This window comes from Amycolatopsis kentuckyensis (assembly GCF_041679295.1).
Classification (GTDB): Bacteria; Actinomycetota; Actinomycetes; order Mycobacteriales; family Pseudonocardiaceae; genus Amycolatopsis; species Amycolatopsis kentuckyensis_A.
This window is the reverse complement of the sequence record NZ_JBGDMD010000021.1, coordinates 12,302-25,777: the sequence shown is the minus strand read 5'-3', so window position 1 is coordinate 25,777 and position 13,476 is coordinate 12,302. Positions and strand designations below refer to the sequence as shown.

14 protein-coding genes are annotated in these 13,476 nt (G+C 72.5%); 13 read left to right on the top strand and 1 reads right to left on the bottom strand.

What is annotated here, in order from left to right; all coding sequences use genetic code 11:
• Positions 1-429 precede the first annotated feature (429 nt).
• The 11 genes from ACERZO_RS48315 to ACERZO_RS48265 all read left to right on the top strand — a co-directional run bounded on the left by ACERZO_RS48315 (position 430) and on the right by ACERZO_RS48265 (position 8,652).
• Complete coding sequence (locus tag ACERZO_RS48315; protein ID WP_372672765.1) at positions 430-1,044, top strand: malonic semialdehyde reductase; 615 nt, start codon at positions 430-432, stop codon at positions 1,042-1,044.
• A 134-nt stretch (positions 1,045-1,178) separates the two neighbouring features.
• Complete coding sequence (gene thrS, locus ACERZO_RS48310) at positions 1,179-3,206, top strand: threonine--tRNA ligase (RefSeq protein ID WP_372672764.1); 2,028 nt, start codon at positions 1,179-1,181, stop codon at positions 3,204-3,206.
• Positions 3,203-3,745 carry an HIT family protein gene (locus tag ACERZO_RS48305; protein ID WP_372672763.1) on the top strand — a complete coding sequence of 181 codons (543 nt, stop codon included), beginning with the start codon at positions 3,203-3,205 and terminating at the stop codon, positions 3,743-3,745. The genes thrS and ACERZO_RS48305 overlap by 4 nt, the downstream gene beginning before the upstream one ends.
• A 62-nt stretch (positions 3,746-3,807) precedes the next feature.
• Positions 3,808-4,338, top strand: coding sequence for a MarR family winged helix-turn-helix transcriptional regulator (locus ACERZO_RS48300; protein ID WP_372672762.1), 531 nt, complete (start codon positions 3,808-3,810; stop codon positions 4,336-4,338).
• A gap of 89 nt (positions 4,339-4,427) precedes the next feature.
• A complete protein-coding gene (gene pgsA / locus ACERZO_RS48295) occupies positions 4,428-5,054 on the top strand; it encodes a phosphatidylinositol phosphate synthase (RefSeq protein WP_372672761.1) in 627 nt (208 codons plus the stop codon).
• On the top strand, positions 5,051-5,968 hold the full coding sequence (locus ACERZO_RS48290) for a phosphatidylinositol mannoside acyltransferase (protein ID WP_372672760.1): 918 nt from the start codon (positions 5,051-5,053) through the stop codon (positions 5,966-5,968). The genes pgsA and ACERZO_RS48290 overlap by 4 nt, the downstream gene beginning before the upstream one ends.
• A gap of 17 nt (positions 5,969-5,985) precedes the next feature.
• Positions 5,986-7,131: a glycosyltransferase family 4 protein gene (locus ACERZO_RS48285; RefSeq protein WP_372672797.1), complete on the top strand. Its 1,146-nt coding sequence runs from the start codon at positions 5,986-5,988 to the stop codon at positions 7,129-7,131.
• On the top strand, positions 7,128-7,610 hold the full coding sequence (locus ACERZO_RS48280; protein WP_372672759.1) for an NUDIX hydrolase: 483 nt from the start codon (positions 7,128-7,130) through the stop codon (positions 7,608-7,610). Before ACERZO_RS48285 ends, ACERZO_RS48280 begins: the two co-directional genes overlap by 4 nt.
• Position 7,611: 1 nt before the next feature.
• Positions 7,612-7,881 (top strand): hypothetical protein, encoded by a 270-nt coding sequence (locus tag ACERZO_RS48275; RefSeq protein WP_372672757.1) that lies wholly within the window; start codon positions 7,612-7,614, stop codon positions 7,879-7,881.
• Positions 7,878-8,129: a hypothetical protein gene (locus ACERZO_RS48270; protein WP_372672755.1), complete on the top strand. Its 252-nt coding sequence runs from the start codon at positions 7,878-7,880 to the stop codon at positions 8,127-8,129. Before ACERZO_RS48275 ends, ACERZO_RS48270 begins: the two co-directional genes overlap by 4 nt.
• Positions 8,130-8,148: 19 nt before the next feature.
• The gene (locus ACERZO_RS48265; RefSeq protein WP_372672754.1) at positions 8,149-8,652 is read left to right on the top strand and encodes an XdhC family protein; all 504 of its coding nucleotides are present in this window, start codon (positions 8,149-8,151) and stop codon (positions 8,650-8,652) included.
• A gap of 54 nt (positions 8,653-8,706) precedes the next feature.
• On the opposite strand, the gene ACERZO_RS48260 is transcribed toward ACERZO_RS48265, so the two are convergent.
• Entirely contained in the window at positions 8,707-10,815 is a 2,109-nt protein-coding gene (locus ACERZO_RS48260; protein WP_372672753.1) for an elongation factor G-like protein EF-G2, read from the bottom strand.
• A gap of 130 nt (positions 10,816-10,945) precedes the next feature.
• Here ACERZO_RS48260 and ACERZO_RS48255 point away from each other — a divergent pair, with 130 nt between their 5' ends.
• Both ACERZO_RS48255 and ACERZO_RS48250 read left to right on the top strand, forming a co-directional pair.
• Positions 10,946-12,388, top strand: coding sequence for an FAD-binding oxidoreductase (locus ACERZO_RS48255; RefSeq protein ID WP_372672752.1), 1,443 nt, complete (start codon positions 10,946-10,948; stop codon positions 12,386-12,388).
• Positions 12,389-12,418: 30 nt separating this feature from the next.
• Positions 12,419-13,402, top strand: coding sequence for a DUF5937 family protein (locus ACERZO_RS48250; protein WP_372672751.1), 984 nt, complete (start codon positions 12,419-12,421; stop codon positions 13,400-13,402).
• Positions 13,403-13,476: the final 74 nt, after the last annotated feature.

Below are 13,476 nucleotides of genomic sequence, written 5' to 3'. Positions count from 1 at the left end.
GCACCTCACCGGGTCGCCGGGCCGGACCCGACCCCACCCGGCCGGCCATCCGGACCGGACCGCGGGCGAGGCGGCCACCCCTGCCGAGGGTGCTGCCGGGCGAGTGCAAAACCCGGCCGTCAAAACCGGGCCGCGGCTGCGAAGCGCGACCGGCTCCAGCCCCGGTTCGCGACCACGTCCCCCGCTGAACAGCCCGTCAGGCCGCCGGGGCACCTCTGTTCGCCACGCGGCCCCTGCGCCCGCCGCGCCGCCGGGATGCGCCGTTCGCCGCGGTTGCCCGCACCCATCGGCTGACCGCTGCTCGCGGACTGTGACCGCCGCGTCACCGTTGTGATCCACTTCACCGGACCGGCATGGTTGAACGCGAAATAGTTCAACGCTCAACCTGGTTGGACGGGGTAACCGACCCAACGGAAGGAATCCAGCCCCATGACCACCTTTGCCGAGCAGACCGAGGCCCTCGAGCTTCCCGCGGACGTCCAGAACCTCCTGTTCCGCGAGGCGCGCACGGCCAACAGTTTCAGCTCCGAGCCGGTGACCGAGGAGCAGGTCCGCGCGATCTACGACCTCGTCAAGTGGGCCCCGACGTCGCTGAACACCCAGCCGCTGCGCGCGCTGGTGCTCCGGACCGCCGAGGCGAAGGCCCGCCTGCTGCCGCACATGGCGCCGGGCAACCGGGACAAGACCGAAGCCGCGCCGCTGACCGTCGTGCTGGCCGCGGACGTCGACTTCCACGAGAACATCCCGCAGGTCTTCCCGCACGCCCCGCAGGTGAAGGACAACTTCTCCGACGAGCAGGGCCGCGTCGAGTTCTCGAAGCTGAACTCGCTGCTGCAGGTCGGCTACTTCATCATCGGCGTCCGCGCCGCCGGGCTGGCCGCCGGCCCGATGACCGGCTTCGACGCCCAGGGCGTCGACGACGAGTTCTTCGCGGACAAGAAGTGGCGCTCGCTCGTCGTCGTCAACGTCGGCAAGCCGGGGGAGAACCCGTGGTTCGACCGCCTGCCGCGGCTGGACTTCGACCAGGTCGTCGAAACCCTCTGATCCTCGATCGGACGGGCCGTCTCCGGAGCCGGAGGCGGCCCGTCCGGCGTTCGCGCCACGCGCGTGAGGCCCGAAGACGCCGCCGACTAGCATCGACGGCGTCATCTTTGTCACTCCAGCTTGAGGAGCCGATCGTGTCCCAGTCGCCCCCCGTTTCCCCCGTGGCCGCCTCCCGTGTGGTGGTACCGGCGGGCACTACGGCGGGCGCGGCGGTCCGCGAAGCCGGCCTGCCGACCAAGGGCGAGGACACGATCGTCGTCGTGCGCGACGCCGACGGGAAGCTGCGCGACCTCGCCTGGGCTCCCGAAGCCGACGCCGAGGTCGAGCCGGTCGCCGCGAACACCGAGGACGGCCGCAGCGTCATCCGGCATTCGGCGGCGCACGTGCTCGCCCAGGCCGTGCAGCAGCAGTTCCCGGACGCCAAGCTCGGCATCGGCCCGCCGGTGAAGGACGGTTTCTACTACGACTTCGCCGTCGACAAGCCGTTCACGCCGGAAGACCTCCAGGCGCTCGAAAAGCGCATGAAGCAGATCGTGAAGGGCGCCCAGCAGTTTTCGCGGCGCGTTTTCGACTCCGTGGACGAGGCGAAGAAGGAACTGGCGGACGAGCCGTTCAAGCTCGAACTCGTCGACCTCAAGTCCGAAGTGGACACCTCCGAGGTGATGGAGGTCGGCGAGGGTGAACTCACCATCTACGACAACCTCGACCCGCGCACCAAGGAACGTGTCTGGAGTGACCTCTGCCGCGGCCCGCACGTGCCGACGACGAAGTTCATCCCGGCGTTCAAGCTGACCCGCGTCGCCGCCGCGTACTGGCGGGGCAGCGAGAAGAACCCGCAGCTGCAGCGGATCTACGGCACCGCGTGGGAGTCCACCGAGGCGCAGGACGCCCACCTCGAGCGCATCGCCGAGGCCGAGCGCCGCGACCACCGCAAGCTCGGCGCCGAGCTCGACCTGTTCTCCTTCCCCGAGGAGATCGGTTCCGGCCTGCCGGTGTTCCACCCGAAGGGCGGCATCATCCGCCGCGAGCTGGAGAACTACTCGCGCCGCCGCCACGAAGAGGCCGGCTACGAGTTCGTGAACACCCCGCACATCAGCAAGGGCGAGCTGTTCCACACCTCCGGCCACCTGCCGTACTACGCGGACACGATGTTCCCGCCGGTGCAGTTCGACGAGGAGAACTACTACCTCAAGGCCATGAACTGCCCGATGCACAACCTGATCTTCCGCTCGCGCGGGCGGTCCTACCGCGAGCTGCCGCTGCGGCTGTTCGAGTTCGGCACCGTCTACCGCTACGAGAAGTCGGGCGTCGTGCACGGCCTCACCCGCGTGCGCGGGCTGACGATGGACGACTCACACATCTACTGCACCAAGGAGCAGATGCCGGGCGAGCTGCGGTCGCTGCTCAAGTTCGTCCTCGACCTCCTCGCCGACTACGGCCTCTCCGACTTCTACCTCGAGCTGTCCACCCGCGGTGACTCCGACAAGTTCATCGGCGAGGACTGGGAGTGGGAGGAGGCCACCGAAACGCTGCGGCAGGCCGCTGTCGACTCCGGCCTCGAGCTGGTCCCGGACCCGGGCGGCGCCGCCTTCTACGGCCCGAAGATCTCGGTGCAGGCCAAGGACGCGATCGGCCGTACCTGGCAGATGTCGACGATCCAGCTGGACTTCAACCAGAACAAGCGGTTCGAGCTCGAGTACACCGCGCCGGACGGCTCGCGCCAGACGCCGGTGATGATCCACCGCGCGCTGTTCGGCTCGATCGAGCGCTTCTTCGGCGTGCTGACCGAGCACTACGCGGGCGCGTTCCCGGCGTGGCTCTCGCCGGTGCAGGTGGTCGGCATCCCGATCACCGCCGACCAGGTCGAGTACCTGCAGGACGTCGAGAAGGCGTTGCGCGCCAAGGGTATCCGCGCCGAGGTCGACGCGAGCGACGACCGGATGCAGAAGAAGATCCGGACGCACACCACGCAGAAGGTGCCGTTCATGCTGCTGGCCGGCGCGAAGGACGTCGAGGCGGGCGCGGTGTCGTTCCGCTTCCGCGACGGCGGCCAGATCAACGGCGTGCCGGTGGCGAAGGCGGTCGAGGCGATCGCGGCTTGGGTCGAGCGCCGCGAAAACGCGTCGCCGTCGGCCGACGCGCTGGAGACGGTCGTTCGGTGAGCGAGGGTCCCGAGCTCGTCGAGCAGCAGGGCATCGGGGTCCAGGACGCGTTCCAGCGCCTCTGGACCCCGCACCGGATGGCCTACATCAAGGGCCAGGACAAGCCGGAGAACGACGAGGACACCGGCTGCCCGTTCTGCCGCATCCCGTCCCTGGACGACAAGACGGGCCTGATCGTCGCGCGCGGCGAAACGGTGTACGCGGTGCTGAACCTGTACCCGTACAACCCGGGGCACCTGATGGTGGTCCCGTACCGGCACGTCGCGGACTACACCGAGCTGACGGTCGAGGAGACGCGCGAGGTCGCCGAGTTCACCCAGCACGCGATGAAGGTGATCCGTGCGGTGTCGGGCGCGCACGGGTTCAACATCGGTCTGAACCAGGGCGTGATCGCGGGCGCGGGCATCGCGGCGCACCTGCACCAGCACCTGGTGCCGCGGTGGGGCGGCGACGCGAACTTCATGCCGATCATCGGGCAGACGAAGGTGCTGCCGCAATTGCTGGGCGAAACGCGGGACCTGCTGGCCGACGCCTGGTGAGCACCGATTCGGCGCACCCGGAAAGCCCTTATTGAGTGTTCAACCGAGGGTATGATGGGGGTATGTCCGAAACCCGATGGCTCAGCGACGACGAGCAGCGCGTCTGGCGTGAGTTCAACGCGGCCACCCGCATGCTCAGCGCGCACCTCGAAGGCCAGCTGCAGCACGACTCGGGCATGCCGCACACCTATTACGAGGTCCTCGTCGCGCTTTCCGAGGCCGACGGCCGCCGGCTGCGGATGAGCGAGCTCGCCGACGCCCGCCAGGCGTCGCGAAGCCGGCTCTCGCACGCCGTCGCGCGCCTGGAAGCCAACGGCTGGGTGCGCCGCGAAGCCTGCCCGACGGACAAGCGCGGGGCCTGGGCCGTCCTCACCGACGAAGGTTTCGCCGCGCTCGAGGCGGCCGCGCCCGGGCACGTCGAGGCCGTCCGCGAGAGCCTCTTCGACCCGCTGACGCCCGAGCAGGTCACCGCGCTCGGGGAAATCAGCGCCGCCATCCGGCAGCGGCTTTCGCCGAAGTGCGCCGCCGCGCAGGCCGCCGAGGAGGCGCGCGAGTACCGCGCCGACGTCGTCGCGCTGCCGAAATCGGGCTGAGCCGGGGCGGCGCGTCGGGTTCACCGGAGCGGGTGGATAGGCTGCATTCGCCCACCCGACCCTCGTAGCCAGGTGCCTCAGACGAACCGATGCTCAATATCTTCGCGCGTGCCTCCGTTTCCCGCGTCACCGACCCGATCGGCCAGGCGCTGGTCCGCGCCGGGCTGACCCCGAACGTGATGACCGTGTTCGGCACCGCCGGCGCGATCGTCTGCGCCCTCGTCTTCTTCCCGAACGGCTACCTGCTCTGGGGCACCTTCACGGTGTGGGGCTTCGCCATGCTCGACATCCTCGACGGTGCCATGGCCCGCGCCCGCGGCTACGGCACGCCCTTCGGCGCGGTGCTCGACGCGACGTGCGACCGGCTGGTCGACGGCGCGCTGTTCGCCGCGATCGCCTGGTGGTGCTTCGTCGTCGACGACAACCACCCGGCCGCCGCCGCGGCGCTGCTGTGCCTGGTGCTCGCCCAGGTCATCTCCTACGTCAAGGCCCGCGCCGACGCCTCCGGCCTGCCGGTGGACGGCGGGCTCGTCGAACGCGCCGAGCGGCTGATCATCGCCCTCGTCGGCACCGGCCTGCACGGCTTCGGCATCCCGTACACCGTGGACGTGACGCTCTGGCTGCTGGCCGCCGGCTCCGTGATCACCCTGGGGCAGCGCTTCGCGGCGGTGGCGAAGGCGGCTCGCGAAGCCGCCGCGGGGGAGCAGCCGGCATGAGTGCGCTGTCGGAACGGCTGAGCGCCTTCGGCTACGCGGCCGGGTGGAAGCTGGCCGGCTGGCTGCCTCCGGGGTTCGGCGGCACGGTCTTCTCGCTCGGCGCGGACCTCGCCGTCCGGCGCGACGGCGGCGGCGTGCGGCAGCTGCGGGCCAACCTCGCCCGCGTCGTGCCGCAGGCCGACCCGGTCGAAATGGACGAGCTGACCCGCCGCGCGATGCGCTCGTACGCCCGGTACTGGCACGAGACGTTCCGGCTGCCGTCGATGGACCAGAAGGAGGTCAGCGCCAAGGTCGCGGCCTCCATCACCGGCGTGGAGAACCTCGACGCCGCGCTCGCCGAGGGCAACGGCGCGGTGATGGCGCTGCCGCACAGCGGGAACTGGGACATCGCCGGCGTCTGGCTCGCCGACTACCTCGGCGGGTTCACCACGGTCGCCGAGCGGCTGAAGCCCGAGTCGCTCTACCGCCGGTTCGTCGAGTACCGCGAGTCGCTCGGCTTCGAGATCGTGCCGCTGACCGGCGACAGCTCGGCGATGCGCGTACTGCTGAAGCGGCTGCGCGAGAACAAGGCCGTCTGCCTGGTCGGCGACCGCGACCTGACGACCAGCGGGATCCCGGTGAAGTTCTTCGGCGAGCCGGCCCGCTTCCCCGGCGGCCCGGCGCGGCTGGCCGCCACGACCGGTGCCGCGCTGATCCCGGCCGGCTGCTGGTTCACCGAGGACGGCTGGCAGATCCGGCTGCACCCGCGCATCCGCGTCACCGCACGCGCCGAGGTCGCGGCCGCCACCCAGGCGCTGGCCGACATCTTCGCCGGCGACATCGCCGCGCACCCGGCCGACTGGCACATGCTGCAGAAGTTCTGGCCCGCCGACCTCGAGGCCGGCGAGCGGGTCAGCCTCGAGGAAGCGAGCTAGACGTGGGCGCGCGCCCGATGCGGATCGGGATCGTCTGCCCCTACTCGTTCGACGTGCCCGGCGGGGTCCAGGGGCACGTGATCGACCTGACGAAGGCGCTGCTCGCCCGCGGCCACCAGGTGTCCGTGCTGGCGCCCGCCGACGAAGACGCCGAACTCCCGGAGTTCGTCCACCCCGCCGGCAAGGCGCTCGGCATCCCGTACAACGGCTCGGTCGCGCGGCTGCAGTTCGGCCCGGTGTCCTACGCGCGCGTCCGGCGCTGGATCCGCGACGGCGACTTCGACGTCCTGCACCTGCACGAGCCCGCCGCGCCGAGCCTCTCCCTGCTCGCGCTGCTCATCGCCGACGGCCCGATCGTGGCGACGTTCCACACCGCGACCACGCGCTCGCGCACGCTCTCGGCGTTCCAGCCGGTGCTGCGGCCCCTGCTGGAGAAGATCACCGCGCGGATCGCGGTGTCCGCCCTGGCCCGCCGGGTCCAGGTAGAGCACGCGGGCGGCGACGCCGTGGAGATCCCCAACGGCGTCGACGTCGAGTTCTTCTCCTCGGCGACCCCGCTGCCGGGCTACCCGCGGGCCGGCGGCACGGTCGGGTTCGTCGGCCGGTTCGGGGAGCCGCGCAAGGGCATGGGCGTGCTGCTGGAAGCGCTGCGGCGGATCCTGCCGGAGTTCGAGGACCTGCGGCTCGTGGTGGTCGGCCGCGGCGACGAAGACCAGCTGCGCCGCGACGCCGGCCCCGAGCTGGCGCCGCACCTGGAGCTGCTCGGGCAGGCCGACGACGTCGTGAAGGCCCAGGCGCTGCGCAGCGTCGACGTCTACTGCGCGCCCAACACCGGCGGCGAGAGCTTCGGGATGATCCTCACCGAGGCGATGGCGGCCGGGACCCCGGTGCTGGCCAGCGGCCTCGACTCGTTCCGCCGGGTGCTCGACGACGGCCACGCCGGGATGCTCGTCGAAACCGGTGACCCCGCGGCCCTCGCGGACGGGCTGCGCGAGCTGCTCGGCGACCCGGCGCGCCGGGCGTCGCTGGCCGCGGCGGCGGGGGAGCGCGTCACGATGTTCGACTGGTCGGTGGTGGCCACGCAGGTGCTGCGGGTCTACGAGACGGCCGTGGCCGCCGACCCGCGGCGCGTCGCGGCGCCGGAGCGGGAGCCGGCCCGGTGAGCGTGCTCGGCTGGCTGCTTCCCCTGCTGGCGCTGGTCGTCGTGCTGGGCGGGCTCTTCCTGGTGGCGACGGCGAACCGGCTCGACCGCCTGCACGTCCGGATGGACGCGGGCTGGGCCGCGCTCGACGCCGCGCTGGCCCGCCGGGCGGTGGTCGCCCGCGCGGTCGCGGTGGTGCTGGGCGACACCGAGCTGCGGACGTCGGCCGAACGCGCGGAAGCGGCGCCGCGCGCGGACCGCGAGGCCGAAGAAGGCGACCTGACGCTGCAGCTGAGCCGCGTCGACCGGACGGGCCTGCCCGCCGAGCTGGCCGAGGAGCTGACCGACGCCGAGCACCGGGTGGTGATCGCGCGCCGCGTCCACAACGACGCCGTCCGCGACACGCTGCGCCTGCGGCGGCGGCGCAAGGTGCGGTACTTCCGGCTGGCGGGGACGGCACCGCTGCCGGAGTACTTCGAGTTCGCCGAACCGGAGGTCTGACATGTGGTGGGTGGTCGTCGAAGAGCAGCGCGGCGGCGGGGACGCCCGCGCCTGGAACGTCACCAAGACGAAGCCGGCGGGCGGCGACCGCGCCCACGCCGACGAGGTGGCCCGGCGGCTCGCGTTCGAGCACGAACCCGTCCACCCGTCGGGGGTCAAGGAGCGCAAGGTCCTGCGGGTCGGCGACGGCTACCTCGTCATCGCGACCGGCCGGACCGCGACGTTCCACTTCCGCGTCACGCTCGGCGAGACCGTGGCGGCACCCGAATGAGCTGGTGGGTGGTCGTCGAGGAACAGCGCGGCTCGGATCGGAACTGGTCGCTGTCGGAGACGTTCTCCTGCGCCGACCAGGAGACGGCGGAAGCCGATGCGCTGCGGCTCGCGCGGGAGTACGAGCCAGCCTACCCGTGGGCGCCGAAGTCGCGGAAGGTCCTGCGCGGGGCCGGCGGGTACCTGGTGATCGTCGAGGGCCGGACGTCGACGTTCCACTTCCGGCTGAGCGTGCTCGAAGAGATCTGAAGCTGACAGACTGGGCGGCATGAGCGAGACCTGCGACGTCGCCCACGGCACGGCCGAGGCGGACCCCGGTGTGCGGACCCTGGTGGCGGTGTTCGCGTCGCCGGTTTCGCGGTACCTGCTGAAGTTCGCCCGCGACCTCGGCTACCACGTGGCGCTGTTCGAGCCGGACGCCGCGCGCGCCACCGACGTCCCCGACGGCATCGAGGCGGACACGACGCTGCCGCCGCTCGACGCGTCCGCGGACGTCGTCGTCACCGACCACCACCGGCCCGAGCTCGGCGAGGTGCTGAAGGCGGCGCTCGGCGGGAACCCGCGCTGGATCGGCGTGCTCGGCAACCCGCGGCACCCCGGTCCGCACGTGGCCGCGTTGCGCGGGCTGGGCGTGACCGACGACGACATCGCGCGCGTGCACCGGCCGGTCGGCTTGAACATCGGCTCGCGCACGCCGCCGGAGATCGCCATCGCGACCCTGGCCGGTCTCCTGGCCGACCGCAACAACCGCCCCGGCGGCTTCGACTTCTGACCCGGTCGTGAGTGAGAAACAGTGTTAGAACACTGTTTCTCACTCACGACCGGGTCAGTGGACCGCCATCCCTTCCGGCATCGGCTCGAAGCGGGCGTGGCGACGGGTGAACGTCGCCGTGCCCGACGTCATCGAGCGCAGGTCGATCAGGTAGCGCACCAGCTCCGTCGCCGGGACCTCCGCCCGGATCACCGTCCGGCCGCCGTCGCCGGCCTCGGTGCCCAGCACCCGGCCCCGGCGCGAGGACAGGTCGCCCAGCACCGTGCCGAGGTGCTCGTCCGGCAGCCGGATCGCCACCTCCTCCAGGGGCTCCAGCATCGTGATGTGCCCGTTTGCCGCCGCCTCGCGCAACGCCAAAGCACCCGCCGTCTGGAACGCCGCGTCGGAGGAGTCGACGCTGTGGGCCTTCCCGTCGACCAGCGTCACCTTCACGTCGACCACCGGGTGCCCGTCGGCCAGCCCGCGCGCCAGCTGGGCCCGCACGCCCTTCTCGACGCTCGGGATGAACTGGTGGGGCACCGAGCCGCCGACGACCTTGTCGACGAACTGGAACCCGCCGCCGCGCGGCAGCGGCTCGACCTCGATGTCGCAGACGGCGAACTGGCCGTGCCCGCCGGACTGCTTCACGTGCCGCCCGTGTCCCTTGGCCGGCTTGGTGAACGTCGAGCGCAGGCTGACCTTCACCGGTTCGGTCTCGACGTCCGCGCCGCCGGCCCGCAGCCGCGAGAGGACGACGTCGGCGTGCGCCTCGCCCATGCACCACAGCACTAGCTGGGCGGTCTCGGCGTTGCGGTCCAGCCGCAGCGTCGGGTCGCCGGCGACCAGGCGGGAAAGGTTGCGCGCCAAGGTGTCCTCGTCGCTGCGGGTCTTCGCGACCACCGCCACCGGCAGCAGCGGCTCCGGCATCGCCCACGGTTCCATCAGCAGCGGCTCGTCCGGCGAGGAGACGGTGTCGCCGGTCTCGGCCGAGCCGACCTTCGTCAGCGCGCAGAGGTCGCCCGCGACGCAGTAGGGCACTTCGCGCAGGTTCGCGCCGAGCGGGGAGTAGAGGTGCGCGACGCGCTCGTCGGCGTCGTGGTCCTCGTGGCCGCGTTCGGCGAGGCCGTGCCCGGACACGTGCACTGGCCGCTCGGGCCGCAGCGTCCCGGAGAACACCCGGACGAGGGACACCCGGCCGACGTAGGAGTCCACGGCCGTCCGGACGACCTCCGCGGCGAGGGGGCCCGCGGGGTCGGCGGTGATGGCGGCGTGCTCCGCGCCGTCCGGCGTCGTGACGTCGGGTGGCTTGTGCTCCAGGGGCGAGGGGAACGCGCGGACGATCCCGTCGAGCACCTCGGCCAGGCCGATCCCGCTGGTCGCGCACACCGGGATCACCGGGTGGAACGACCCGCGCGCGACGGCGGTTTCGAGGTCGGCGATGAGGGTTTCCTCGGCGATCTCCTCGCCGGCGAGGTAGCGGTCCATCAGGGACTCGTCCTCGCTCTCGGCGATGATCCCTTCGATCAGCTCGTTGCGGGCCTCGGCCATCCGCTCGAGGTCGGCCGGGTCCGGTTCGCCGAGCTTCGGCGGGTGCCCGCCGGAGTAGTCGAAGTACCGCTGGGTGATCAGCCCGACCAGGCCGTTGCCCGCGGGCAGGTACAGCGGCAGCACGCCGTCGCCGAACGCGGCCTGGCAGGCGGCGATCTCGGCCATCGCGTCGGCCCGGTGGTGGTCGAGCCGGGAGACGACGACCGCGCGCGGCATCCCGACCGCCGCGCACTCCTCCCACACCGCGACCGTCGCCGCGTCGACGCCCTCGGCGGCGCAGACGACGAACAGCGCCGCGTCGGCCGCGCGCAGCCCGGCCCGCAGTTCCCCGACGAAGTCGGCGTACCCGGGCGTGTCGATCAGGTTGATCTTGTGGCCCTGGTGCAGCACCGGCGCGACGGAGAGGCCGACCGACCGCTGCTGGCGCACCGCCGCCGGGTCGTGGTCGCACACCGTCGTCCCCTCGACCACCGAACCCGCGCGCGGGACGGTGCCGGACGCCGCGAGCAAGGCCTCCGTGAGGGTCGTCTTCCCCGAGCCGGACGGGCCGACGAGCACGACGTTGCGGACCTTGGCGGGGTCGTCCACAGCGACGGCGGCCCCGGTGTCGGCGTTCTTGGCTTGTTTGTCTGCCATGACGACTCCTCGGCGAACGGCTCGTGTACGGGATGTGTCCTCGATCACACACCCGCTACCCTGGTCACGGCAAGGCAGGGCCCCCGGGACCAGCCGAATGCCCGGGGGGACACGGGGCAGGGGGAGTGACGTGGACAGGCGGGCTTTCTTGCGGATTTCCGGAGCGGTGCCGGTGGCGGGCCTGGCGGGGTGGCCGCCGCCGGACGACTGGGAACGGCTGCGGAAGCGGCTCTCGGGGCCGCTCTTCCGGCCGGGCGACCCGGGCTATCCCGAGGCCAAGCAGGGTTTCTTCACGATGTACGACGACCGGACGCCGGCCGCCGTCGTCGGTGCCGCGCGCGTCGAAGACGTCCAGGAGGCCGTCGGTTTCGCCGCGCGCCACCGCCTGCCGGTGGCGGCCCGCAGCGGTGGGCACAGCTATCCGGGCTATTCCACAGTGGACGGCGGGATCGTCGTGGACCTGAGCCGGTTTTCCGGCATCGAGGTGCGTCCGGACGGTCGCGCGGCGGTCGGCGCCGGAGCCCGGCTGGGCCCGATCTCGACGACGCTCGCCGCGGCCGGCCGGGTCCTGCCGGCGGGCAGCTGCGGCACGGTCGGCATCGCCGGGCTCGCCCTCGGCGGCGGGGTCGGCGTGCTCGACCGGAAGTACGGGCTGACGTGCGACCACCTGGAAGCGGCGCGGATCGTCACGGCCGACGGGCGGGTGCGGACGGTGTCGGCGACCGCCGAGCCGGACTTGTTCTGGGCGCTGCGCGGCGGCGGTGGCGGCAACTTCGGGATCGTCACCGGCTTCACCTTCCGGACGGTGCCGGTCGCCGACGTCGCCACCTTCGCCCTCCAGTTCCCGCCCGCCGCCGGGGCGGCGCTGCTCGCCGCGTGGCAGGAGTGGCAGCCGGCGGCGCCGGACGAGCTGTGGTCGGGGATGGGCCTGGCCTGGAACGAGGCTTCGCTCGGCGGCACCTTCCTCGGCCCGCGCGCGCGGATGCACGCGCTGCTCGAAGACCTCGTCCGCCGCGTCGGCACCGCGCCGACGAAGTGGGAGGAGGCGGTCGAGGACCACCTGAGCGCGATGCGCTCGTTCGACGACCAGGAGTCCCGGCCGTCGGCGGCCGCGGACCGGGGGACCTACATCGGCACGTCGCGGATGCTGACCCGGCCGCTCGCGGACCCGGGCGCGGTGGTCGGCGTGCTGACCCGCGACCCCGGCGTCCGCACGATCGTGGACTCGGCGGGCGGCGCCATCGCGCGCGTCGGCGCTCGGGAAACGGCCTTCCCGTACCGGAGTGCGCTCGCCAGCCTCCAGTTCCTGCACGGCGCGGCGCCCGAAGAAGGCGGGGAGGCCGGCGCGCGGCGGTCGCTCGCCGCGGTGCGCGACGGGCTCGGGCCGGAGTTCGGCCGCACCGGCTACGTCAACTACCTCGACCCGGAGATGCCGCACTGGGCGGAGGCCTACTACGGGGTGAACCTGCCGAGGCTGCTCGCGATCGCCCGGAAGTATGACCCGCGAGGAATTTTCGCTTTCCCGCAAGGGCTTTCGGCGCCCCGCTCGACTGTCCATATCGGAGAGACGTAAGCTCCGCGGCACTCGGCAGAGAGGCAGCGCGTGCTCGACCTGGCATTCTCCACAGAGGACCTGGCGCACACCCGGTTCGCGTTCTCCCCGGCGTGGGAGGTCGTGGCGAGCGTCCGCGTCCTGAACCAGCCGGGGGAGCACGCGCTGCACCTGCCGTGGGTCAAGCGGGCCACCGCCGCGCTCGACGCGGCCGGGCTGGACATCGGGCTGCTGCGCGAGCTCGTCCCGCTGCGGCACCTGCCCGGCTTCCTCGCCGCCACGCCGTCGACGCCGTTGCCCGAGCTCGCCGACGAGCTCGCGGACCTGCGCGACGTGCCGCCCCGGGTCGTCCGGCGCGAGCTGGACGCGATGGCCGGGCCGCGCACGCCCGCGCTGAACCGCTTCCACCGCGAGCCCGAGGCGGGGCTCGACCGGCTCGCGACGCTGATGGAGCGGTACTGGGACCTCGTGCTCGCGCCCGACTGGCCGCGCATCCGCGCACTGCTCGAGGCCGACGTGCTGCACCGGTCGCGGATGCTGGCCCAGGGCGGGGCCGCGGAGCTGTTCAACGACCTGACGCCGCTGGTCCGCTGGCAGGGCGGCACGCTCACGGTCGCGCACCGCCACCTGCACGCGGCCGTGCCGCTCGACGGGCGCGGCCTGGTGCTCGTGCCCTCGGCGTTCGTCTGGCCGCGGGTGTTCTCGAAGACCGACCCGCGGTGGCAGCCGGTGCTGCGCTACCCGCCGCGCGGGATCGCCACGCTCTGGGAGACCGGCACCGCCACCGCGCCCGGCGCGCTGGCCGCCGTCGTCGGCCGCGGCCGGGCCATGCTGCTGACCGAGCTGACCGCGCCGGCGTCCACCGCCGAGCTCGCCCGCCGGACCCGGCTCAGCGCCGGGGCGGTGTCGCAGCACCTGGGCATCCTGAAGGCCGCGGGCCTGGTCAGCGGGCACCGTGCCGGACGTCACGTGCTCTACGCACGCACGCGGGCTGCGGAAGTCCTGGTCGCGGGGGTGCCGGAAGTGGACTCCTGAGATACCCGCGTACTGGCCTGCTTGAAGGGTCCACCACGGACCTACCCTCGGATGCGTACCCCCCCCCCCGATTT